Origin of the sequence: Pseudomonas lini, from assembly GCF_964063345.1 — a bacterium.
Lineage (GTDB): Bacteria > Pseudomonadota > Gammaproteobacteria > Pseudomonadales > Pseudomonadaceae > Aquipseudomonas > Aquipseudomonas lini_B.
The window spans coordinates 277,307-300,587 of sequence record NZ_OZ061318.1 but is presented as its reverse complement, the minus strand read 5'-3'; the positions used below and the strand labels follow the sequence as shown (position 1 = coordinate 300,587).

Annotated in this window: 16 protein-coding genes and 1 pseudogene; 1 reads left to right on the top strand and 16 read right to left on the bottom strand. The window is 59.9% G+C overall.

The window, feature by feature from the left end:
- Nucleotides 1-36 precede the first annotated feature (36 nt).
- The 13 genes from AB3226_RS01370 to AB3226_RS01310 form a co-directional block, all read right to left on the bottom strand.
- Nucleotides 37-1,104, bottom strand: a complete 1,068-nt coding sequence (locus AB3226_RS01370) for an autotransporter domain-containing protein (RefSeq protein WP_367371695.1) — start codon at nucleotides 1,102-1,104, stop codon at nucleotides 37-39.
- Nucleotides 1,105-1,532: 428 nt separating this feature from the next.
- Nucleotides 1,533-2,333: an endonuclease/exonuclease/phosphatase family protein gene (locus AB3226_RS01365; RefSeq protein WP_367371694.1), complete on the bottom strand. Its 801-nt coding sequence runs from the start codon at nucleotides 2,331-2,333 to the stop codon at nucleotides 1,533-1,535.
- Between the two features lie 120 nt (nucleotides 2,334-2,453).
- Complete coding sequence (locus tag AB3226_RS01360; RefSeq protein ID WP_367371693.1) at nucleotides 2,454-3,212, bottom strand: PIG-L deacetylase family protein; 759 nt, start codon at nucleotides 3,210-3,212, stop codon at nucleotides 2,454-2,456.
- Between the two features lie 260 nt (nucleotides 3,213-3,472).
- Nucleotides 3,473-5,632 carry a glycogen debranching protein GlgX gene (gene glgX / locus AB3226_RS01355; RefSeq protein WP_367371692.1) on the bottom strand — a complete coding sequence of 720 codons (2,160 nt, stop codon included), beginning with the start codon at nucleotides 5,630-5,632 and terminating at the stop codon, nucleotides 3,473-3,475.
- Between the two features lie 176 nt (nucleotides 5,633-5,808).
- Nucleotides 5,809-6,159, bottom strand: coding sequence for a DUF2934 domain-containing protein (locus AB3226_RS01350; protein ID WP_367371691.1), 351 nt, complete (start codon nucleotides 6,157-6,159; stop codon nucleotides 5,809-5,811).
- A gap of 21 nt (nucleotides 6,160-6,180) precedes the next feature.
- Nucleotides 6,181-8,979: a malto-oligosyltrehalose synthase gene (locus AB3226_RS01345; protein WP_367371690.1), complete on the bottom strand. Its 2,799-nt coding sequence runs from the start codon at nucleotides 8,977-8,979 to the stop codon at nucleotides 6,181-6,183.
- Nucleotides 8,976-11,054 carry a 4-alpha-glucanotransferase gene (gene malQ, locus AB3226_RS01340; protein WP_367371689.1) on the bottom strand — a complete coding sequence of 693 codons (2,079 nt, stop codon included), beginning with the start codon at nucleotides 11,052-11,054 and terminating at the stop codon, nucleotides 8,976-8,978. The genes AB3226_RS01345 and malQ overlap by 4 nt, the downstream gene beginning before the upstream one ends.
- The gene (gene treZ / locus AB3226_RS01335; protein ID WP_367371688.1) at nucleotides 11,051-12,847 is read right to left on the bottom strand and encodes a malto-oligosyltrehalose trehalohydrolase; all 1,797 of its coding nucleotides are present in this window, start codon (nucleotides 12,845-12,847) and stop codon (nucleotides 11,051-11,053) included. Before treZ ends, malQ begins: the two co-directional genes overlap by 4 nt.
- Before the next feature lie 13 nt (nucleotides 12,848-12,860).
- Nucleotides 12,861-14,447 carry a glycogen synthase GlgA gene (glgA, locus tag AB3226_RS01330; RefSeq protein ID WP_367371687.1) on the bottom strand — a complete coding sequence of 529 codons (1,587 nt, stop codon included), beginning with the start codon at nucleotides 14,445-14,447 and terminating at the stop codon, nucleotides 12,861-12,863.
- 596 nt (nucleotides 14,448-15,043) lie between these two features.
- Nucleotides 15,044-15,991, bottom strand: a complete 948-nt coding sequence (locus AB3226_RS01325; protein WP_367371686.1) for a D-2-hydroxyacid dehydrogenase family protein — start codon at nucleotides 15,989-15,991, stop codon at nucleotides 15,044-15,046.
- Nucleotides 15,992-16,005: 14 nt separating this feature from the next.
- The gene (locus AB3226_RS01320; protein WP_367371685.1) at nucleotides 16,006-17,049 is read right to left on the bottom strand and encodes an alpha/beta fold hydrolase; all 1,044 of its coding nucleotides are present in this window, start codon (nucleotides 17,047-17,049) and stop codon (nucleotides 16,006-16,008) included.
- A gap of 228 nt (nucleotides 17,050-17,277) precedes the next feature.
- Nucleotides 17,278-17,712: a YqaA family protein gene (locus AB3226_RS01315; protein WP_367371684.1), complete on the bottom strand. Its 435-nt coding sequence runs from the start codon at nucleotides 17,710-17,712 to the stop codon at nucleotides 17,278-17,280.
- Nucleotides 17,712-18,158, bottom strand: coding sequence for a DUF411 domain-containing protein (locus AB3226_RS01310; RefSeq protein WP_367371683.1), 447 nt, complete (start codon nucleotides 18,156-18,158; stop codon nucleotides 17,712-17,714). Before AB3226_RS01310 ends, AB3226_RS01315 begins: the two co-directional genes overlap by 1 nt.
- A gap of 286 nt (nucleotides 18,159-18,444) precedes the next feature.
- On the opposite strand from AB3226_RS01310, the pseudogene AB3226_RS01305 reads away from it, so the two are divergent.
- Nucleotides 18,445-18,573 (top strand): annotated as a pseudogene (locus tag AB3226_RS01305) (LysR family transcriptional regulator); the annotation flags it as partial.
- On the opposite strand, the gene AB3226_RS01300 reads toward AB3226_RS01305, so the two are convergent.
- The 3 genes from AB3226_RS01300 to AB3226_RS01290 form a co-directional block, all read right to left on the bottom strand.
- Nucleotides 18,562-19,524: a GNAT family N-acetyltransferase gene (locus tag AB3226_RS01300; RefSeq protein WP_367371682.1), complete on the bottom strand. Its 963-nt coding sequence runs from the start codon at nucleotides 19,522-19,524 to the stop codon at nucleotides 18,562-18,564. The pseudogene AB3226_RS01305 and the gene AB3226_RS01300 sit on opposite strands and share 12 nt — an antisense overlap.
- Nucleotides 19,524-20,813 carry a phenylacetate--CoA ligase family protein gene (locus tag AB3226_RS01295; protein ID WP_367371681.1) on the bottom strand — a complete coding sequence of 430 codons (1,290 nt, stop codon included), beginning with the start codon at nucleotides 20,811-20,813 and terminating at the stop codon, nucleotides 19,524-19,526. The genes AB3226_RS01300 and AB3226_RS01295 overlap by 1 nt, the downstream gene beginning before the upstream one ends.
- 65 nt (nucleotides 20,814-20,878) lie before the next feature.
- Nucleotides 20,879-23,281: an aldehyde dehydrogenase family protein gene (locus tag AB3226_RS01290; RefSeq protein ID WP_367371680.1), complete on the bottom strand. Its 2,403-nt coding sequence runs from the start codon at nucleotides 23,279-23,281 to the stop codon at nucleotides 20,879-20,881.

Here is a 23,281-nt window from a genome sequence, read left to right as displayed (position 1 = left end):
CCCACGCGGAGCGTGGGAACGATCATCGGCCAGGCTTCACCAACGCATCCGCACCCCAAGGCTGCCAATCAACCCGTTCAGATCATTGTCATCCACATCGCTGCTGTAATCGGCGCTGACATACAGGCTGACCAAAGGCGTCACTCTGGCCACCAAACCCAGACCCACATCCACCGTCGATGAATTTCGGCTGCTGCTGATTTTGTCGACCTGATCCAGGCTCACGGTATTGCCGGTATACACCGTGTGCCACACGTTGGTGCGCACATACGGTTCGACCGGCAGGCCGTTAATATCGTAACTGCCTTTCAAGCGTGCACCGACCCGACCGCTCCAGGACGTCAAGTCGCTGGATGACGCATTACCAGAACCGGCATACGGCGTATCCAGCGTAATGCGTTGATTGATCAACTGCGCCTGGGGTTCGACCACCCAGTTATTACCCAGACCAATCGGGAAACCACCTTCCACCGAGAACGTCACCGCGCTGCCTTCGGTGGCTTGTCGCGCGCCCTGGTCATTGCGACTGTAGCCGTTGACCCGGCCACCGCTGGCCGTCAAATCCACGTGCCAGCCTTGCGGGCCGGTCAGGCTCCAGTAGGCGCCGAGACTCTGGCCTTGAAGGCTGAGCGTGTCGTGGCCGGGATCGGCAAGGGCGCGACTGGTCAGCAGGCCGTTGTCATTGCCCTGGAATTGAGTGGTGCCGCCGATCAGTCCGACCCGTTGTGTATGGCCGCTGTTGCTTTGTACGGTCAGCAGTGCCGGGCCTTTGAATTCACTGGCGCCGGGGATAGAAGACCCCTGGGCCAGAGAGTCGGTTTGGGCCTGCCGAGAGGTCTTCCCGTAGACGTGGTCCCAGGCTGAAGGCGAAGCATCTTCAACCGTCAGGCGTGAGCTTTGTAAGTCTGGATTGAAGCGTAAGCGGCCGGGATACGTGGCGGAGGCGGTGGGCAAGGTGAGAGTCGGCAGTGCCTGGTTGTACCAGGGAGTTGGTTCGTCCTCGGCAGGCGAGGCCCGCACCTCCATGGATGAGCACAACAGGAGTGAACCCGTAACAGTGCAAAAAGTGATTTTGATCTCTTGTGAGGTGAATGAAGTTCTCATGGGGGTCTACCTTGCAATCGCATGCGTATCTCGCTTTGGCGTCTCTCCTACCCCGAATGAGGGGCGACCGAATGGATTGAGGCAAGGTCAGACCCGCCCGTTTTTACAGGAGTCTGGAGGCTTGCCCCTGATGGATTTCCGGGGGTAGTAAGCACTAGCTAAGAAGACTGCCGACCTCGCGTCAAGAAAGTGGCCGATAAGCGGTATGGATATTTTAGACCTTGTAAGTGACTGATTTTTGGCGTGTATATAAGTGATTGTTTATGCGAAAAATCATCCAGAAAGGTGCGGTCCAGACGCGCTGGGTAGGGGGCTCTCGGTTGTTTGACGGATCATCCAGCAGAGGATAATCAAATGGCGTCGGTGCGCCATTGCTGTCATTTTTTCTGTCAGAGTTGGCAGTACTTGGCGACTGTCATTTGACGGTGTTACAGGCGCACTTCCACCGCCAGTGGTAAATGGTCTGACAGATGCGTCCAGGGTTTGTGGCCGAGTATTCGCGGTTCATGACTGCTGGCATTACGCAGGTAGATCCGGTCCAGGCGCAGCAGGGGAAAACGCGCCGGGTAAGTTTTCGCCGGTCGGCCATGATGGCGTTCGAAGGCTTCATGCAGGTAGTCGCGCCGGGCGAGGGCGGCGTTGCCTTGCAACTGCCAGTCGTTGAAGTCGCCGGCAATGATCACCGGGGCGTCATCGGGCAGCGATTCGAGCAACAGGCAGAGCAACTGCAGCTGGAGCTGTCGATGGCTTTCCAACAGGCTCAGGTGCACGCAAATGGCATGCACTTCGGCATGCCCCGGCACATCCAGAACACAGTGCAACAACCCGCGCCGCTCGGGACCGGTGATCGAGACGTCGAGGTTGCGAAATTCACGGATCGGGTATTTCGACAGCAGGGCATTGCCGTGATGGCCGTCGGGATAGACCGCGTTGCGGCCGTAAGCGAAATCGCTCCACATGCTGTCGGCCAGGAACTCGTATTGCGAGGTCTGTGGCCAGTCGTTGTAACGGGAAGAATGCCGGTCGTGCTCACCAACCACTTCCTGCAGAAACACCAGGTCTGCCGACGTGCTACGTACTGCTTCACGCAGTTCCGGGAGGATGAAACGCCGGTTGAGGGCGGTGAAGCCTTTGTGGGTATTGACCGTCAGCACTCTCAGACGATGAATCGCCACTGGGGTGTTTGATAGCATTGATTCGACGGCCTGTCGTTCGGCATCACTGGTCACGTTCACTCCTCTGAATCAAGGCTGCTGTTTCCATGCGACTGATACACGGGCGAGCAGTTCAGTTTGAGCGACGCCAATCCAATGTGGGAGCTCCATCGCCCAAGACATTCCTCGAATGATTCAGACAAACACAATTTCATACGGCAACCGCATGCGCTCCAGTATCACCGGGGGCAGCATTGGGGCGATGCCGATTGCCGGCTCGCCGTCGAGTTGGCTGGCGTAGGCGTAGGTGGCGTGGCTTTTGCGTGCGACGGTCCAGGTGTCAAGGCGTACCTTGCGTGCGCGATGCCAGGGAATCAACCCGTGATCGCGCGTCGGCCAGTGCCAGGCCCAGACGGGTACTTCGTTGAGCGTTGCCCCGACCAGGGCCACAGCTCTGGCGCTGGCACGGCCGACGGCGTCATGGTCGACGTTACCGTCTTTGCACCACGTGCTGAACACCACATCGCCGGGGCGCAGATAACGGGCGATGAATTGGGTCAATTCGGACTCCCGCTCGGCAAGACCGTTGTCAGTGAAGCCGCCGCGAATCCACTTCAGGCTGTGCATCGGCAACCCGAGTCGGCGCAAGGCTTCGACGCTTTCCTGGGGCCGGAACACGCTCAGGCGTTTTTCCGACCACTGTCGCGATCCCGGATGGCTGGCGCTACCGTCGGTGATCGAGATCAATTGCAGGGGATGACCCAGGGAGCACAGCAACTGCAGCAGACCACCGCAGGTCACCACTTCATCGCCGGGATGCGGCGCGATGACTACCGCGCGAGCACCGGCCGGGACCAGTGTTTCGGTGTTGATGACAGGGATGTTGTCCAGTTGCGGGGCGCTGTTCCAGATCTGCGCGAGCGAGCTGTTTTCGCTGATGGAAACCGATTTCATAGGCGCTACGTCCTTGTTCTGTCGTGCCCTCAGTCATGCGTATTACTTGCAGGACGCAAGCCTGGCAAACCCGTGAAGGCGGGGTAAATAGCAATTACAGCGCTCCGAACCCTGGATTGCCGCGGGCAGAGTATTGCTCATGGAATGCTATTCGTCGCCTCAGCCTTTGGTCTGACAGGTTTTTTTGATCCGGGCTGTGTCGGGTGTCGCAAATAATCACCGAAACCTTCGAAGGCAAGCACAATACCTGTAGGGGCTTTTTACTCGTCTTCTTCACGCTGCAATTCAAACAGCAGCAGCGAACGGCCGGTGACTGAATATTCGTGACCGAACTCGAAGCGTTCCTGGCCACGAATCGAGGGTTGATTGGTATCGATCATGCAGGTCCAGAAACCTCCGTCAGGCACTTCCGGCAGCAGGAAGTTGACGATGTCATGGTGGGCGTTTACCACCAGTAGCAGGGTTGCGTCAGCACCCTTGCGGCGAATGCCGGTTTCCTGGGCGCGGCCATCGAGCAGCATGCCCAGGCAACGACCGTGGCCTTCTTCCCATTGTTCAATGGACATTTCGCTGCCGTCCGGGGCCAGCCAGGTCACGTCCTTGACGCCGATGTCTTCGTTGTAATTGCCCACCAGGAAGCGCCCGCGACGCAGAATCGGATAGGCCTGGCGCAATTTGATCAGGCGTTTGACGAACTTGAGCAGGGCCTTGCCGTCTTCGCTCAGGTCCCAGTTGACCCAACCGATCTCGCTGTCCTGGCAATAGGCATTGTTATTACCTTCCTGGGTGCGGGCGAACTCATCGCCGGCCACCAGCATCGGCGTGCCCTGGGACAGCAGCAACGTGGCGAAGAAGTTGCGCATCTGGCGCTGGCGCAGTTCATTGATCTCGGGATCGTCGGTGGGGCCTTCGACACCGTGGTTCCAGGACAGGTTGTTGTTGCTGCCGTCCTGATTGTTCTCGTCGTTGGCTTCGTTGTGTTTGTCGTTGTACGACACCAGGTCGTTCAGGGTGAAACCGTCGTGGGCGGTGACGAAGTTCACCGAGGCATACGGCCGCCGGCCACGCTGATTGAACATCTCGCCGGAAGCGGTCATGCGACTGGCGAAGTCCGCCAGTTGACCGTCGTCGCCTTTCCAGAACGCGCGCACGGTGTCGCGGAATTTGTCATTCCACTCAACCCAACCCGGTGGAAAGTTGCCGACTTGATAGCCCCCGGGGCCGCAATCCCAGGCTTCTGCAATCATCTTCACCTGGCGCAGCACCGGGTCCTGGCGGCAGGCCACGAGAAAGCTGTGACGCTCGTCGAAACCGTCGTGGTAGCGGCCAAGGATGGTCGCCAGGTCAAAACGGAAACCGTCCACATGCATTTCCGTGGCCCAGTAACGCAGGGAGTCGGTGACCATTTGCAGCACGCACGGGTGACTCAGGTCCAGGGTGTTGCCGGTCCCGGAATCGTTGATGTAGTAGCGCTTGTCGTCGGGCATCAAGCGGTAGTATGAGGCGTTGTCGATGCCGCGCATCGACAGGGTCGGGCCTTGTTCGTTGCCCTCGGCGGTGTGGTTGTAGACCACGTCGAGGATCACTTCCAGATTGGCCTCGTGCAGGTGCGCGACCATCTCCTTGAACTCGGCGATCTTGCCGCTGGCCAGGTAGCGTGGGTCCGGGGCAAAGAACGCGATGCTGTTGTAACCCCAGTAATTGGTCATGCCTTTGTGCAGCAGATGCTGGTCATTGACGAAGGCATGAATCGGCAGCAATTCCACGGTCGACACGCCGAGCTTGCGGATGTGTTCGAGCACGTCATCGACCATCAACCCGGCGAAGGTGCCACGCAGATTTTCGGGGACGGAGGGGTGACGCATGCTGAAACCGCGTACGTGTGTTTCATAAATGATCGTTTTGTCCCATGGCACGCTGACACGATGGTCATGACCCCAAGTGTGAGCCGGGTCGATCACTTTGCATTTGGGCACGAAGGGCGCGCTGTCCCGTTCATCGAAACTGAGGTCGGCGTCCGGATGGCCGATGGTGTAGCCAAACAACGCTTCGGACCATTTCAATCGACCCACCAATTGCTTGGCATAGGGATCGATCAGCAGCTTGTTGGGGTTGAAACGATGACCGTTGGCCGGGTCATACGGACCGTACACGCGATAGCCGTAGATCAACCCCGGGTGGGCGTCGGGCAAGTAGCCGTGGTAGATCTCGTCGGTGTATTCCGGCAACTCGATACGCTCGAGTTCCACCTCGCCGGCATCGTCGAAGATGCACAGTTCGACCTTGGTCGCGTTAGCCGAAAACAGCGCGAAATTGACCCCCAGGCCATCCCAGGTCGCGCCAAGCGGGAAGGGCAGGCCTTCACGGATTCGCGAGGCCTCGGCACGAGGTTCGGGCGCGGTTTTCTTTGGACTACTCATAGATGCTCCTGCATTGGGGGGCGGTACTGGGCTAATGCCGGTCAGCTGTGGCGAGGGAGCTTGCTCCCGTTGGGCCGCGAAGCGGCCCCCCTATCCCCAAAAAGAGGGGGACCGCTTCGCAGTCCAACGGGAGCAAGCTCCCTCGCCACAATCAAGCGGGGCAAGGCGATGAAGCGTCAGGTCGTTGGCGGTTTACGCGCGGCGCGAGGCTTTTTCACCGTGGTTTTTTCTCCCGGCGGGATCACTGTCGAAGCGGCGGCGGGTTTGGCTTTGGGCTTGGTTTTAGCTTTGAGTGCGGGTTCGATGTCTTTGGCATTGACCAGCTTGCCGTCTGGCTTGCCGAGCGCAGACTTGGTGCCGACGCGTTTGCTGCCGGTCACTTTCGATGACTTGCCGGGAGCCAGTGCTTCAGCTTCGGCCAGTTTGCAGGCCATCTCCCAATGGCGTTTTTCCTGGCCCACGGGTTTTCCCTCGGACTCCCAGATTTGATAGGCAAACTCGCGGATGCGTTTATCGTCGGTACTCATCGCAATGCTCCTGAACTGAACTCAAGCTTGGGTAGTTTGGATAAAGAGATTGACCGGGAAATCCCCCAGCGCGGCGCTGACCATCAGCTCCCTGTGTTTTGTGACTGTGATGCTCGCAAAAAGTCCCTTCATATTTTCTTCAGGGACGGCGAACGGCAATTTGACCCGTGTATCGCCCCAGAGTGGCGCGTCAATCTGTGGTTCGGCACTGTTTTCCAGCAGTTCGGCACAGCGTATAGGTACGATCACGATTGCCCGTTTTCCCTGCCATTCACGAGCAAATGCCAGTACCCGCTGAGCCTGGCTGCCGAGGACTTCAAGGGCTTGATAAATCCCTTTTTGAAACAGCCCGGCATGCTCGGCACGCCGGTTTAACGTCTGGGTGATCAGGGTTTGCTTGATGCGCCCGTCACGCCAGTTCACCAACAGATCCGCCAGGTCCAATCGTAGGTGCATGGCCTGCTGACGGCTGACGTAATCCACCGGCCGGCGGTTGTCCGGATCGACCAGCGTGAAGTCCCAGAACTCGTTGCCCTGATAGAGATCCGGCACCCCCGGCACGGTCATTCGCAGCAAGGTTTGCGCCAAGCCATTCAACGCGCCTGGGGCGGCGATGCTCTGCGCCGCCGCACCGAGGGCAGCGCGCAGTGGCTCGCCTTCGGGGCTGAGCAGCAGGCGTTCGAGAAACCCATGGCTCGCCTGTTCATATCCCTCGTTGGGTGCGCTCCAGCTGCTTTGCAACTTGGCTTCGCGCAGGGCTTTGCGTTGCCACTGCCAGAGGCGTTTGGCGTAGTTCTCGAGCGCCACCGGATCATCGCTGCGCAGCTCCAGCGGCCAACTGCCGAGGATCGCTTGATAGAGAATTAGCTCGTCGCCCGCCGAGGGCGCGCCGGGTTCAGTGCGCAATTCATCGGCCAGTGTTCGCCAGTGCTCGACCTGTTCGGTATACCAGGTGCTGCGCTCGCTCAACACCGCCAGCCGCGCGCGGGTGTCTTCGCCGCGTTTGTGGTCGTGGGTCGCGGTGGCCAGCAGGTTGTCGGGGAATTCGGTGAGGCGATTGGCGCAGGCCGCATGGAAGTCAGCCACTGGGGCACTGAACTGCTCAGTGTTGTAGCCGACATCGTTGCGCGACAGCAGCACCGCCGAGCGATACAGCGCGGTGTCTTCCACCGCTTTGGCCGCCGCCGGTGAGGTCAGTTGCTGGAAGCGCACGCACGCATGCTTGAGCAGTTTGCGTGGGCGGCCCACCGGGTGTTTGCGCCAGGGTTGGCCACCGAGCCAGCCGGACAGGCAATCGAGCACGGGCCAGTCGGCCTCGCCAAGGGTTTGCCTTGCACCCTCCATGGCCTGTTGGAAAAACACCTCGTCCTGGGCGCAGTTTCGGCCTAGCGGGCTGATGTAAGTGCGATACACCGGGAAGTGCACGATCAGTTCCTGCAAGGCCCGACGGATCGCGCCGAGGGTCAGGTCCCGGGTCATCAGGTCGTCCCGGGCCACTTGCAGCAAGGCGTGGGCGACACTTTCGAAATCGCCGGCGAGGGAGCCGTTGAGAATCTGTTGGCGTGCCAGTTGTGCTTCCTGACGGAAATCGGCGGGCCGTTCACTGTGCCGGCTCCAGAGTTCACCCAAGGTCTGGGCGCCTTCGGGGTCGTGTTGCAGCAACGACAACTGGTTCATGAATTCGTAACCGGTGCTGCCATCGACGGACCAGTCGCGGTGCAGGGTTTCGCCTTCGCCGAGGATCTTCTCGACGTAGATCGGCAGGTGCCGCTCCGGTGCCAGGCTATCGACTCTGCGCCGTAATTTGCGGCAGTAGCCACGCGGGTCGGCGAGGCCGTCGATGTGGTCGATGCGCAGCCCGTCGACAAGACCTTCGGCCACCAGCTCGAAGATTTTTGCATGGGTCGCCTCGAACACCGCCGGGCGTTCGACGCGCAGGCCGCCCAGTTCATTGATATCGAAAAAACGCCGCCAGTTGATGTCGTCCGCCGCGGTGCGCCAACTGGCCAGGCGATAACTCTGGCGCTCCAGCAGGTTATGCAGGCGCTGGAAACCCTCAGGGGTGAGCGAGTCGTAAGTGCCGAGGGTGTGCTGGATGGCGTGAAGAATCGCCGGATCGCTGGCCAGTTCATACAGCTCGGTTTTTAGCGGAATCGCCAGGCTGTGCGCATCAGTCTGGTAACTCAAGGTACTGAAGCGGTCTGCCAGGGATTTGAGCTGCTCGACCTGCTCGGCATTCAACTGATCATCCGCCTTGAGCAGTTCGCCGTAGTTCGTGGGGCAAATCGGGAAGTGATGCTCGTAGTGCTCGACATAAAAGGCGCCGCGCCGGGCATCGAAACGCAAGGGCAGGGTGCCGTCTTGCAAGGCGATGCCGTAATCGCTGCCCAAAAACGGCAGCAGCAATTGGCCTTCCATCAAGGGGTCGGGCGAGTGCCATTGAATGTCGAAGAACTCGCCGTAAGGGCTCAGTCGCCCCCATTCCAGCAAGTCGAGCCACCAGGGATTATCGCCACCGCCGACGGCCATGTGGTTGGAGACGATGTCGAGGATCAGCCCCATGTTCTGTTCGCGCAATGCGCCGACCAAACGGCGCAATGCAGCTTCGCCGCCCAGTTCAGGGTTGACCGTGGTCGGGTCCACCACGTCGTAGCCATGCATGGACCCCGCGCGGGCGGCGAGCAGCGGTGAGGCATAGACGTGGCTGATGCCCAGGCTGGCGAAGTACGGCACCAGCGGCACTGCTTGATCCAAAGTGAAACCTTTATGAAATTGCAGCCGCAGGGTTGCCCGCAGCGGTTGGTTGAACGGTTGATTCATTGGTCACGCTCGGCCGCCTGAAGTCGCGCACAGGCGAGCAGTTCCAGGCGCCGGGCGGCGTCCGGATCATCAAGCAGGGCTTCGCTGGCGCCGGGCAGCCTGCGCGACCAGTTGGGATGGGTGTCGGTGGTGCCGGGCAGGTTGGCCTGCTGTTCGATACCCAAGGCATCTTCCATTGGCAGCAATACCAGCGGCGCGCGGGTATGGCCGAGGAAGCGGATCGCGGCGTCGAGCACCTGATCGGTTTCGTGGGACTCTTCACGAAAGTTCTGCGGGTCCTCGCTCAATACCCGGCGCAAACCTTCGCGCTCGCGTTCACGGTGTTGGCGCCATTCGATTTCCCCCGGGGCGTCGACCAGATTCAAGCGCGCGCTCCAGTCGATATCACGGCCATGCCACCAGCCATTGAGCGTCGGCAGGTCATGGGTGCTGGTGGTTGCCAGGGCGTTGTCCGGCCAGTCGAGAATTGGCTTGAAGTGAGTATTGTCCTGTTCGAACAGCAGCACGCGCATGCCGAGAATCGAGCGTGCGATGAGTTTCTCGCGCAGCCCCTCGGGCACCGTGCCGAGGTCTTCGCCGAGGACGATGGCCTGATGTCGATGGGATTCGAGGGTCAGCAAGCGCAGCAGGTCGTCCACCGGGTAATAGAGGTAGGCACCCTCGCTGGGTTGCGCGTCGTTGGGGATCACCCACAGTCGTTGCAGGCCCATGACGTGATCGATACGCAGGCCGCCGGCATGGGCGAAGTTGGCCCGCAGCATTTCGATGAACGCGCGAAAGCCGTTGCGCACCAGACCTTCGGGGGAGAACGCGGAAATGCCCCAGCCCTGGCCGGAACGATTGAGGATATCGGGTGGCGCACCCACGGTCAGTGAGGCGAGCAATTCGTCCTGGCGACTCCAGGCCTGGCTGCCGCCGCCGTCAGCGCCAACGGCTAGGTCGGCGATCAGGCCAATGCTCATGCCGGCACCGCGGGCGGCGGCCTGGGCGCGTTCCAGGCTGCGCGCAATCAGCCATTGGCAGAACGCGTAGTAGCCGATGCGGGTCGAGTTTTCTTCGGCAAAATGCGCCAGGGCGGTGCTGCGCGGGTCACGCCATTGCTCGGGCCACTCGCGCCAGTCGAGGCTTTCACCGCGCCGCGCACGGGCTTCCTGGATCGCTTCGAAGCGGCAATGATTTTCCAGCGCTTCGCCACCGGCATGGCGGAAACTGCTGAAGTCTGGGTGCAAGGGATGTTCACCGTGGGTGAACCCTTCGTACAAGGCTTCGAGCAAGCGGTGCTTGGCTTCGGCGGCGGTGGGCCAGTCGATCAACGGCAGTGCTTCGAGGTGCTTGAGCTCAGTGGCAAGGCCGGTGGCATCGATCGCGGTGCGCAGGGCACGTTCACCGAGAATCGCACCGGGCGCTGCGTACAGGCTATTGAGGAACAAGCGACTGGACGGCGAGTAAGGGCTGTAACGCTGGGTGTCGCCGCTGAACATCGCATGCAACGGGCTGATCGCCAACGCTTCGGCGCCTCGTTCGCCGGCCACCCGGGCCAGATCTTCGAGGGCTTGGGTATCGCCGAAACCGCCATCGCCGGGGCGACGCAACGAGTACAACTGCACGCTCAGGCCCCAGGCGCGCGGGTTTTCACTGTCTACGGCGTCGCCGACGCTGTAGCAGTGCTGGGGTGCCACCGCCAGGGTGAAGGACTGATCGTCGATGCTGACGTGCTGATAACCCACCGGCACCAGCCCGGGCAACACAGCGTTGTCATCGAGCTTCAGGTTAATCCGTGAGCCGTCTTCGAGATGGATCTCACACGGGGTTTGCGGTTCGAAGTAGTGGGCCAGGTCAAGGCCGACGCCCACGTCGCAGGTCAACAGCGGCGGCAGGTGCCGGGTTTGTTGCACCTCCTGCAATTGCAGCAGGCTGGCGTCGATCTCCAGGGCGGTATTGGCGGGATGGCCAAGCCCGGCCAGCACCGAGCGCAACACCGCCGGGGTAACTTTTTGTGGACGGCCATTGGCGTCGATCCAGTCGACGGCCAGGCCTGCTCGGCTGGCCAGTATTTCCAATTGCGTATTGCTCATGGGCGCTCTCCATCCGGGGGTAGCAAAGGGGCTGCGGCCGTGAGGCTGACTAGCGCGCAATACGGGGCAAGCATGCCCTGATTCAACAGACCGGCCGATTGTGGCGGGTGTTCGAACAGCAATGTCGCGTCGGCCTGTGGGGTGTGGACCACGGGCGCATCGCGCAGGTTCAGATCAATGCGCAACTGACTGCCATCGCCCAGCCGCCAGCGCGCCGTCACCGCGCCCTCGGCCAGTACCTGCGCGCCCAGCGCCTGGGCGCCGGGCAGGTGCGCGATGATGTGTCGGTGGCGGATCTGCAGCAGTTGACGATACAGAGCGTAAATCGGTGATTGGCGGTTGGCGGTCAGTGTCGGCCGTGAAGCGTCGAAGGTTTGCGTCGCGTTCGGGTCGGGAATCTGCTCGCGTGTGTGCGGGTCGGCAAAGGCGCTGAACGCCGCGAACTCGTTGCGTCGTCCTTCGCGCACCCGTTCCGCCAATTCACCGTGGTGGCTGGTGAAGAACAGGAACGGTTGCTCGGCGGCGAATTCGTCGCCCATGAACATCAGCGGGATCATCGGCGACAACAGCAGCAGCGCGGTGGCGGCGTAAAGGGCATCAGGATGGGCCAACTGATGCAGGCGCTCGCCAAAGGCGCGGTTGCCGATCTGGTCGTGGTTCTGCAGAAAAAGCACGAAGGCCGTGGGCGGCAAGTGACCGCTCGGCTCACCGCGCGGCGTACCGTGGCGGGTGATGTGGCCCTGAAACACGAAGCCCTGGCTCAGGCAGCGGGCGAGTTGTTCGGTGGGCTGCTCGGCATAGTCGGCGTAATAGGCATCGGTTTCACCCGTGAGCAGAACGTGCAGGGCGTTATGGCCGTCGTCGTTCCACTGTGCGTCGAAACCTTGCTCCAGCAGACTGGCCTGGTTGTGCTCGTTTTCCGCTATGAGCCACACGTGCCGCGCCGGATCGGTTTGCCGCCGCACCCGTTGTGCCAGCTCTTGAAGGAAGTCCGGGTCTTCGATGGCGTGCACCGCGTCCAGGCGCAGGCCGTCGAAGCGGTACTCCAGCAACCACATCAACGCGTTGTCGATAAAGAAGTCGCGCACCTCGCGCCGCCGGAAGTCGATGGCCGCGCCCCACGGGGTGTGTTTGTCTTCGCGGAAAAAGCCTTCTGCGTAGCGATGCAGGTAATTGCCGTCCGGGCCGAAGTGGTTGTAGACCACGTCGAGAATCACCGCCAAGCCATGGCCGTGGGCCGTGTCGATCAGGTGTTTGAGTTGTTCGGGCGAGCCGTAGGAGGCTTGAGGCGCGTAAAGCAAAACCCCGTCATAGCCCCAGTTTCGCTCGCCGGGAAACTGCGCCAGCGGCATCAGTTCGATGGCGGTTATACCCAGCTCGACCAGGTGTTCCAGATGCTGCTCAACCTGGCTGAAACCGCCGAGTGCCCCGACATGCAGTTCGTAGATCACCGCCTCATTCCACGGTCGACCCTGCCAGGCACTGTGTTGCCACTGATAGGCGAGGGGATCGACCACCACGCTGTGGCTGTCGATATCGCCCGCCTGGGCGCGGGAGGCCGGGTCCGGCACCGTAAGCTCGCCATCGATGTTGTAGCGGTAGCGGGTACCCGCGGGGCAGCGGGTCTTGATCACAAACCAGCCATCGGCCTGAGGCAACAGCGGCAAGGATTGTCCATCTTCCAGTTCGAGACTGACGAAAAACGCATCTGGCGCCCACAAGGCAAAACGCGTGTGTTCTGCGTCCAGCATGATCGCGCCGTGGGGCCAGGTCTCAAGGGTCCGTAACGGCATCGTTGAAAACCTCTTACTGTTTGCCCGATTTTCCCAGCGCTTTAGCCACCAGTTGTTCGTAGAGTTCGGCGTAGGGTTCGACTGCCTTGCACCAGTTGAAAGGCGCCGCCATGGCTCGGCAACGCATCGCGTTGAGCAGACCGGGGAAGGCGAATACCTTGAACGCGCGGCTCAGGGCTTCGCGATAACTCTCCACCGTGGATTCGTCGAAGAGGAAACCGGTCACGCCATTTTCAATGGTGTCAGCCAGGCCCCCGGTATTGCGCGCCACTGGCAATGAACCGAAGCGCTGGGCATACATCTGGCTCAGGCCGCAGGGTTCGTAACGCGAAGGCATCAGCAGGAAATCGCTGCCGGCGAACATCCGTCGGGCGTCGGTTTCATTGAAGCCGATGTGTACGCCGACTTGCCCGGGGAAGCGCAACGCCAGTTCTCGCATGGCTTGTTCTTCTTCCGGTTCGCCACGGCCGATGATCGCGATTTGCCCGCCGTTGTCGACAATGTATTCGGCCACTGCTTCGGTCAGGTCCAGGCCTTTCTGGTAGACCAGACGCGAGACCACGGCGAACAGCGGACCTTCGGAATCTTCGAGGTCGAACAGCCTGCGAACGTGCATGGCATTGACAGCTTTACCGTCCCAATCGCCGATGCCGAACGGGTGGAACAGGTGCGGATCGGTCGCTGCGTCCCAGCTCTCATCGATGCCATTGGGAATCCCGCTGAGCAGACCTTGCTGGGTCTTGGCGGCGAGAAAGCCGTCGAGGCCGCAGCCGAAGGCCGGCGTGGTGATTTCTTGGGCATAGGTCGCGCTGACGGTGGTGATGTGGCTTGAGTAGGCCATGCCAGCCTTGAGGAATGACATCTTGCCGTAAAATTCCATGCCTTCCTGTTGCAAGGCATGCATGGGGATCCCGAGTTCCGGGCACGAGCCGAGGCTGGTGACGCCTTGGTACGCCAGGTTGTGGATGGTGAACAGGGTCGGGGTGCGTTGGCCACGCCAGTGCATATAGGCCGGTGCCAGCCCAGCGGGCCAGTCGTGGGCGTGCACCAGGTCCGGGCACCAGTGAATTTGTGCGAGGTTGGCGGCGATATCGGCTGCCGCGAGGCCCAGTCGGGCGAAACGAATATGGTTGTCCGGCCAGTCGCGGCCGTTGTTGGCGCCGTAGGGTGAACCTTCGCGCTCGTACAATTCAGGGCAGATCAACACGTATATGACCAGGCCGTCGGGCATGTCCATGCGCCCGATCTTGCAGGGGGGCAATGCTGCGTGCCCGCCCAGTTCACCGATGATATGAATCGGGTTTTCGCTGTTCATCACTTGCGGATAACCGGGGATCAGCACACGCACATCGTGCAGATGCGCCATGGCTCGCGGCAGTGCGGCGGAAACGTCGCCAAGACCTCCGGTCTTTACCAGGTCGGCAATCTCCGAGGTGACGAACAGGACTCTCTTCTTGTTGGGATTCTGACTGGCTACTGGTGCCAGCGTCTTGGGGACCGGAGCTTTGACCGATTTGGCATTGAGGACACCGACGGTGCTCGTTTCCCCGACCTGCTGATGAGCACGTTCTCCCTGGATATCTAAAGCCGCACTGATCATATGAATCTCCCGTGTTGTTGATCTAATTCCAGGCCTGGCACAAACGGTGTTCGTGGCCAAATCCTGTGGCCGGGCGCAAACGCGCTACGCATCGGTGAGCAAGTGCTGCCCATGCGCTGAAGCAGAATGGGTGAAGTGGCTGTTGCAAGGAATGCACCAGTCGCTGCGGCCCTACCTTTAACCTGACACGAGGCCAGCACTAAAAGTTTCGATTATTTTCACCGAATGACCAGCCGGTTTTACTCCGCGAAAATCAGTCTAGGCCAGAACTTAGAGCGGGGTCGGCCATCGGGTGAAATTGTTCGACAATCGGTCAAATGAGGGTACAGGCATGGGGCTTTGCGGGAAGGCGCACCGACGAAGTGCGGTTTTGTTTTTTGATATGGGTCAAATCGGGACTGGGAAGTCACGATAATCGGGCGTGATGGGACGTGGGTTGCACCATTGCGGTGCGTTTTATCCCTGGGAGATGTGGTGAGGTTGAGGGCCTCTTCGCGGGCAAGCCCGCTCCCACAGGATTTGTGTCGGTCACGGTATTACGGTCGAAACAAATCCTGTGGGAGCGAGGCTTGCCCGCGATGAACGATAACTCGGATTCAGCCTAACAGCCGAACCGGCTCCCCAGCCGCCCAGGCCTGTATGTCTTCGATCATCTGCGAAAAGAACAGCTGGTAACTCTGTCGGCTGACATACCCGACATGAGGCGTGGCCAGTACATTGTCCAGCGTCCTGAAGGGATGATGGCGAGGCAAGGGCTCGTGCTCGAACACGTCCAGCGCCGCACCCGCCAGGCGTTTTTTCTGAAGTGCCTTGATCAACGCCGACTCATCGACAATCGGCCCGCGGGCGGTATTGATCAGCCATGCCGTGGGTTTCATCCAGTCCAGTGCCTGCGCGTCCACCAGCCCTCGGCTGCGCTCGCTGAGCACCAGATGGACCGACAGCACATCGGCCTGCTCGAACAATTCCTGTTTGCTGACATAGGTGACGTCGACCTCAGCAGCCCGTTCGGCAGTCAGGTTTTCGCTCCAGGCAATCACCCGCATACCGAACACCTGACCGAACCGGGCGACCCGTTGACCAATGCTGCCCAGACCGAGGATCGCCAAGGTCTTGCCCTGCAGGTCGCCGCCCAGCCCTTGTTGCCATTGGCCTGCGCGCAAGGCATTGGCTTCGGCCACCAGGTTGCGGGTCGCGGCCATGATCAGCGCCCAGGTGAGTTCGGGGGCGGCATGTTTGTAGCTGTCGGTGCCGCAGACCTGAATGCCTAGCGCGGCGGCGGCTTTCAAGTCCAGGGCGGCATTGCGCATGCCGCCGGTGACCAGCAGTTTGAGTGCGGGCAAGCGACGCAGCAGGTCTTCGTCGAACCGGGTGCGCTCGCGCATCACGCAGATCACCTCGAATGCGCCGAGCCGTTTGGCCAGGGTTTCGTTGTCGGCAGGGTAGTCATGGATAAAACTCACCTGCCCGATGCTGTCCAGCACTGACCAGTCCACCACGTCGCGAGCCACGTCCTGCCAGTCGTCGATCACCGCAATCTGCATTAGCCTTTACCTCATCAAGGAACGGTATTGGTTTGGTTCAGCCAGCCGAGCAACGCCTGATGGAATTTCGCCGGTTCCTCCATCTGCGGCGCGTGGCCCATCCCGGGAAATTCGATCAGCGTCGACCGGGGAATCAGTTTCGCCACTTGCTTGCCGAGTACGTCGTAATGACCGATTGTCGCCTTGACCTCGGGTGGTGCGATGTTCTTGTTGATGGCCGTGGTGTCGGAGGTGCCGATCAGCAGCAGGGTTGGCACTTTCAGGTCCTTGAACTCGTAGTACACCGGCTGGGTGAAGATCATGTCGTAAATCAGCGCCGAATTCCAAGCCACCGCTGTTTTGCCCGGCCCTTTGGCCAGGCCTGCGTACATGTTCACCCAACGGTCAAATTCCGGTTTCCAACGGCCATCGTAATAGGTGCTGCGTTGGTAGTCGTGGATACCTTGCGCCGTGACTTTCAGCTCGCGCTCATACCATTGGTCAACCGTGAGATAGGGCACGCCAAGGGCTTTCCAGTCTTCCAGGCCGATGGGATTGACCAGTGCCAGTTGTTCGACTTGATCGGGGTATTGCAGCGCATAGCGCGTGGCGAGCATGCCGCCGGTAGAGTGGCCGAGCAGGGTGGCTTTCTGGATACCCAAGGCCTTGAGCAGTTGCTGGGTGTTGGTCGCCAGTTGCTGGAAACTGTATTGATAGTGGTCCGGTTTGCTTGAGGTGCAGAAGCCGATCTGGTCCGGGGCAATGACCCGGTAACCGGCCTCGCTCAGCGCCTTGATCGAGCTGTCCCAAGTGGCGCCGCAGAAATTTTTTCCATGCATCAGCACTACGCTGCGCCCGTTGGCCTTGCCATGGGCGGCGACGTCCATGTAACCCATTTGCAAGGATTTGCCCTGGGATTCAAAAGCGTAGTGTTTGAGCGTGTAGGGGTACTCGAAGCCCTGAAGTTCCGGGCCGTATTCCGGCGTTTCGGCCTGGGTCTGGTCTTGGGCTTGGGCGAGAACCGGTAGTGCCGCCGTCAGCAGCAGGCCCGGTAACCAGAGGGAGAAAATGCGCGACATGGGTGAGCTCCACAGGAAATCTGCCGATGCTGGATCGGCATGATTAGGGTGACATTAAACATAGGTCACGACCGTAATGCCGAGCGCAATCCATGTGGGAGCGGGCTTGCTCGCGAAGAGGGAGTGTCAGTCGACATTAATGTTGCCTGTCACATCGCCTTCGCGAGCAAGCCCGCTCCCACAGGTTCCGCAACTGACTGGCACTGGGTCATGGCTGCGCATGATCGTTCAACCCATCCACCCCAGCGTAGCAAGGGCCAATACACCATAGCGGGCGCCCTTGGCGAGCGTCACGATCATCAGGAAACGCCCCAACGGTTCGCGCATGACGCCGGCCACCAGCGTCAGTGGATCGCCGATGATGGGCACCCAACTGAGCAACAACGACCAATGACCGTAACGCTGATAGTGCTTTTGGGCTTGCTCGAGATGGCGAGGGCTGACCGGAAACCAGCGCCGGTCGTGAAACCGCTCGATGCTGCGCCCCAGCCACCAGTTCAGCAGCGAGCCCAGCACGTTGCCCAGCGTTGCGATGGCCAGCAGCGACCAAAGCCAATACTGGCCGCTGAGCAACAGCCCCACCAGCACGGCTTCAGATTGCAAAGGCAGCAACGTCGCGGCACCGAATGCCGCGAGAAACAGCCCGATGTAGGCGCCGAACATCAATGGGCGGGGTAGTCCGCCACCACTACGTCAGTGCCGTCCTTTTTCAGACCGATCACTTGGTAGGCATCGCTCATGCCGTCCATTTCCATGCCGGGCGAGCCCATGGGCATGCCAGGGGCAGCCACCCCCAACAGATCGTCGCGCTTGCTCAAGGCCAGTACTTGATCGGCCGGTACATGGCCTTCGACGAATTTGCCGTTGATAAGGCCGGTGTGACACGACGCGAGGCGAGGTGGCACGCCGTGTTGTTGCTTGAATTGGCTCATATCGGCTTCAACATGGTCTTCGACCTTGAAACCGTTGGCTTCCAGATGGCTGACCCATTTTTTGCAGCAACCGCAGTTGGCGTCGCGGTGAACTTCGATGGGAATCAGGTCGGCGGCCCGGGCCATGGAAGAGATGAAGAGGGCGCTCAGGGCGGCCAGACGCAGGTGGGTTCGCATGGGAATCTCGTTTCGGGCTGTGGCCAAAAAGATGCATTTTGACCATTTTCTCTCGCGAAGAGGAGGCGGATTGTTTCGAAGTAATACAGCGTTGGGTAAACATTGTGACGAGGGGGCTTGCTCTTCGGCTGCGAAGCAGTCGCAAAAAACCGAACATGCAATCTGATTGAAAGATACGGGCCGCAGATTTGGGGCTGCTACGCAGCCTAACGGAGGCAAGCCCCCTCGCCACAGGGGGCCTGCCAGTCTGTTGTGATCATGTCTTCGCCAGGCAACCGGGCACCTTCTTCCGTTGACGGCGCTCTATCCACTGCACCGCCAGTTGTCTCGACGGGTGAGGGTGTTTGTCGATTGGCTGGTGGCGCTTTGCGCGCAGCCGGGCGGTGATTTTTATAGAAAATACTCAGGCGGCTGAGCGGGAACCGATAAGGGCGTCGACGTACCGGTGGGTTCTCGTGGCATTGGCGTTTTGCTGTAAGTCGTCATGCAACCGTTGCATGTGCGCGCAGTGCAGGTTGAGGGAGCGAGACTGGGCGCCTCGATGAAACAGGGCGAACCAGCCATTATCACCTGGCGTGGGCATCAAGCCGGTGAAGGCGAAGCCCAGAGCCGAAAAACTGTGCATGTCCCGGGCGAAGTGGCGGGACAGTTCCAGTCGTGCCGAGATCAGCCAGTGCCCGGGCAGTTGGCTGATCTGTTCCAGCAAACGTTTGTTCAAACGCTGAATGACAATGTCGAATCGATGGTGCTGTTGCGTTATTTGCAAGGGCATCGCGGGCCGTGATGCCTTGTCTTGCTGGGTTCCGAACACCGAACACAGGTGCTGCATAAACGTCCGGCAGCTTGTGGGCCAAGGGATGTCGGGGAGTGGGCGCATGTGTCCGTCGATCAGGTGACAGCCCATCACCATGGTTTCCGGAAGTGGTTCAGCGAATGGTGAAGGGACAAAGTCGGGAATCAGTCCAGTGCTGTGGAAGCCGATTTTTCCTGCCATGCGTTGAGTGTAGGGATGGTGGGTTACTTGCTTGATCGAGATGCTCTTGAGCCCCAGAGCGCCCGATTGCGTCAATATCTCGCGGCCCAGGCGGGTCGCGATACTTTGTCCCTGCGCGGCGGGATGCACCACGCTGAGGGCCAGTTCCGCAGTATTCAAAAGCGAATCGCGGCACAGCGCGGCATGCCCGAGCACCCGCGCGTCATCCACCGCCAGTATCGATTGCCAGCGGCCTTCGGCGTTGTGCTGACTGATCATGTTCGGCAGGTAAACATCCGGCTGAGCGTAAAGATCGCCGTAGACCTCTCGAAACAACTGGCTGACGGCAACTGCGTCGGAAGGACGATAGGGGCGAAATATTAACCGGCTCATCAGGCGGGCTCCTGTGGGGGGACGTCATACACTCGTAAATCGCGCACTCGCAGTTGTTTGCCCGAGCGAGGATGAAGCTGTAGGTCCGTGGTTGCGCAGGACAGTACTCGAAACTCCAGCAGACCTTCGCGGCTCAGGTCGTCGATGGCGGGGTAGTGGGCAAGCAGCGCTTCACGCAATGCGCGGAGCACCGGCTCGACGGCTTGCAACTGAGGTCCGGGCACCCACTTCACGCTCAACAGATCCTTGGGGCCAGCCTGTTCGATCAGTAATTGCCATTGCTCGCTGTGCGCTACGCGCTGAACGATTTCGTGTATTTCTTCGGTAAACAGTGACAGCACACCTACGCGTACCCGCTGGCTGTGGGCGCTGCGCCCCTTGAGGGCGAATTTACGCATTGGGGTTGCAGTCGGTTCACGCCAACACGCACGGTCGCCTACCGGGTAACGCAGCAGCGGCATGAGCCGGCGTGTCAGGTTGGTCAGTACCAACAACCCGATGCGATCGCATTCTTCAATCACTTCACCGGTGTGTTCATCGATAATTTCCAGCAAGGTTTGCTGTTCGAATACACGATGCTCGCCCAATGCACAGTCACGATCGCTGGCGCCTATGAGTCCGGCGTCCACACTGGCATAGCCGATAGAGGCGATACGAGCGTTGGGGAATACTTCGCCGAGGATTGCCAACTGCGGGGCAAACAGGCTTTCGCCGCCATACAGCAGTGTTTCGACCCCGCACAGCACACGCCGATGCTGCGTCAGGTAGGCCGCGAATCGCAGTAACTGTGCGGGCACCCCGGCCAGAACGTTGATCCGATATCGCGTGATCGCATCCGCCAGTACGTCCAGCTCGATGTCTCCGGTAAACGGAAACTCACAAACGGATCGTCCGACATGGGCCAGAGAATCGTGGACAAACAGAAAACTGGCGTAGAGATCCCCTGAAAAGAACAGATTGGCGATGCGGTCGCCATTGTTCAATTGAGCAGTGAGACTGTTTCCGAATGTACTGACCAGTGTTTGCCATTCCTCGTAGGAGTAAACCGCAAGTTTGCCCTGACTGGTCGAACCTCCTGTTTTAAACACCAGCGCATCATCGACGTTTCCGGTAAGGACCGGCCAATGACTCAAATCATCGCTGCCGGTCCAATAGTCGGCCACATTGGTTAACGGTAAATCTTTTAAAGTAATACCTGTGGTGGGTAAACGTTTCAGATGCTCGCTGTAGTAATTTGAATGCTGTCGTACAAAGGGCACGAGTTGTTCGAGCGAATGACTGGATTTCACTGGATTCTCTTTTCTAATCAGGCGTTTTTTGGTTTGAAAAACACGGTCGTTGAAACGTTTTATTTTTATATTCTTTGATCGATGATCAGTGAGACTTTGCCGCTGTGTTTGTTTCGTATGAATTCATGTTCAGCGCACGCCGTTACTTCTACAACTAACAATGCCGCGGCTACGGCATTTGCCAATGCTTCATGGGTCAGCAATTTTTCTCGTACCCAAGCGGTATCTGCGTCCGCTCGAACTTGCATTCGTTCTACGCCACTGGCGGTGTAGTCCAGAACAATTTGAATGGGGACGCCTATGCTGTGTTCCAGCGCCGAAGGTGAAATGAACTCCGTACCCATTCGCACCAGCTTGCCGTGCCGCTGCAGCAGTTCGAATCGCGGCGTTTCCAGTCCGCAAGGGCAGGCTCCGGGGAGCCAGCGGCCGGTGTCGCCAATGTCATATCGGTGAACGCGCTGACCTTGGCGGGCGCGGGAGGTAAATAGCAGGCGACCGATCTCATTGGCTTGCACCGGCACATCCTGTTCGAGCTGAACGATTTCCAGATACTGGGTTTCGCACATCAAGTGAAACACGCCGTCTGCCATTGCCCGGCAGGCATGACCCAATGGGCCTGCATCGACGGACCCATAAAGAGCAGAACGAATCGTCGACACTCCGCAACTTTCCATCAGGCGTCGACTGGCCTCCCCCGGATGCTCGCCGCCAAGGAGCACTTTGCCGATACCGGCATAGTCGCGAAGTCGGGCCTGCTCTTTGAAAAACAGGCGATGCAGCGTACTGGGCATGCCGATCAGCACGGTGACACGTTGCTCCACGATCAGTCGGACGATTTCGCTGAAGTCGTCGTCCTGGGGAGCCCCCATGGGCAAATGTGCAACGCCCATCTGTTCAAGAATGCTCGAAAAGCTGAAAAAACCACCGTACAGGTTCCCGCCATAGAACAGGTTCATCACCCGGTCCTGTGACGGATCGAGCCCGGCAGCGAACATGCCATCAGCCGCGGCGCGCATTTGTCGTTGAAAGTCTCGGTAGCTGAAACCTGCCAGGGCCGGGGTGCCGCTGCTACCACCGGAGCGGAAGTACAGCTGTGCCGTGGGGCTGATCGGCTGGCTCATGAAGGTGGCTTTGTCCATGATCGGGCCGCGGGCTGTCTCAGGGGCAGGCGGTACCGGGTCGAGCGTTGAGCGGCCAATCGAGACATCAGCAGCCAGGCTCACTGAGAGGCGGCGACTCAGACGCGACAGCGCATAAACACCATCGTGAGGCTCGCCAGCGTAGCCATCATGAATCGTCTCGCAAGGTGCAATACGAGTGACACCGGCGTTGACCAATGTACGAACGAACTCGGGCGTTTCTGCAGGGTGGGCTATCAGCGCGCAGCTTTGCAGGACGGTTCGCCAGGGCAGCAGTGATTCGGCGAGCAGGTGCTGCGGGACTGGCTTGAGCAGCACTGTGCGAAAGAGCGGCGATGGCGCGAGCGTCTGATGATGCTCCCAAATGACACGCCACCCGGGGCCGGTCCAGACCTGACCGGTCTGATGGGTGAAGCACTGATCAAGCTGCGCCATGGCAGTGCGTGTGGTGATTTCCGAAGCTTCCTGGTCTGTCGGTACCAGCGCTGGCCACTGTTGGGCGCGACGTTTGAAGGCTTCGGCCAGACGCTCTCCGAGGTCGTGCAGAACCGCCGGATCGTTGCTGTCCACCAACACCCATTGAGGGCTGGAGCACGCTTGTTGATCCAGTCGACAAACTTCATCTACCAAGGCATCGAGCGCTGCAGGATCCGCCGCTTCAGGTGACAGATAGGCGAAACTGATCTTGTGCCCCCAATCGATCCAGCGGCACCCCGCAGGAATCTGCTGACGAATCGCCTTGAGCGCGGCTTCACCACCCCAGGCCGATACGCCGTCTGCCGTGGCGCAAAGTTGAGCGATCTGTGAGGTGCCAACCGGTAGAACTGCTACGAACTCGGCCAGTCTGCCGCTGCTGTCGCATTGCACAAAGGCGGCGAGTAACTGCGCGGTCAACCCCTGATCACTGGCACTGGGACGCAACCAGTTGATATTGCCGGCCAGCAGACTTTCGAGTATTGCGCAGAACGCCAGTAACGGCGCATTGCCGGGGGTGATATGCACCACCAACCCTAATGGATGCCAGCTCTCGAAACATGGCTGTCGATAGTCGATACGTCGCAGCGAACGCGGTTGCAGGCCCAGCTCGCGCTCAAGTTTTGTGCCCAGGTTGCTGCGCTGGCAAAAATCGATCAGCCCCTGATATTGCTCGTCGTCGAGGGACAGATCCAGGTCACGAGATTGCAACTTCGTGGCAAAGCGAGCGGCAGACTCGATAACGGTCTCACTATCGATCGGTGAAGAAAGCAGCCGAGGCAATGGTTTCTGAAGGAGTTCGAGGGCGCTTTCCGGGGTGACGTCATCACGCAACTGGCCATTGATCAGATACAT